The sequence below is a fragment of the Bacillus sp. SIMBA_074 genome (assembly GCF_046534555.1).
GTDB lineage: Bacteria > Bacillota > Bacilli > Bacillales > Bacillaceae_G > Bacillus_A > Bacillus_A mycoides.
Genome location: NZ_JAWRYM010001265.1, coordinates 1 through 234, shown reverse-complemented (window position 1 = coordinate 234; position 234 = coordinate 1). Strand labels below are relative to the sequence as shown.

Genomic DNA, 234 nt, shown 5'->3' with positions numbered 1-234 from the left:
ACCTTCGCCGCCAGGTCCATATTTTGAACCAGGCTCCAATGCGAGCTTCCCTTGATGGATAAGCCGTTCCTTAATTTCCTTGTCATTCAATCCAAGATCACGGCAGTCAATCCATAGAAGGTAAGAAGCATCCGGATGCATGACATGCAAAGAAGGGATTTCAGCAGCGATGAATTCCTCAGCCACTTTTATATTCTCCTCAATGTAGCCAATCATGTCTTCCAGCCAGTTTAA

General features: G+C 45.3%; 1 pseudogene. It reads right to left on the bottom strand.

From position 1 onward, the window contains the following. Positions 1-234 (bottom strand): annotated as a pseudogene (locus tag SB773_RS34785) (cystathionine beta-lyase); the annotation flags it as partial.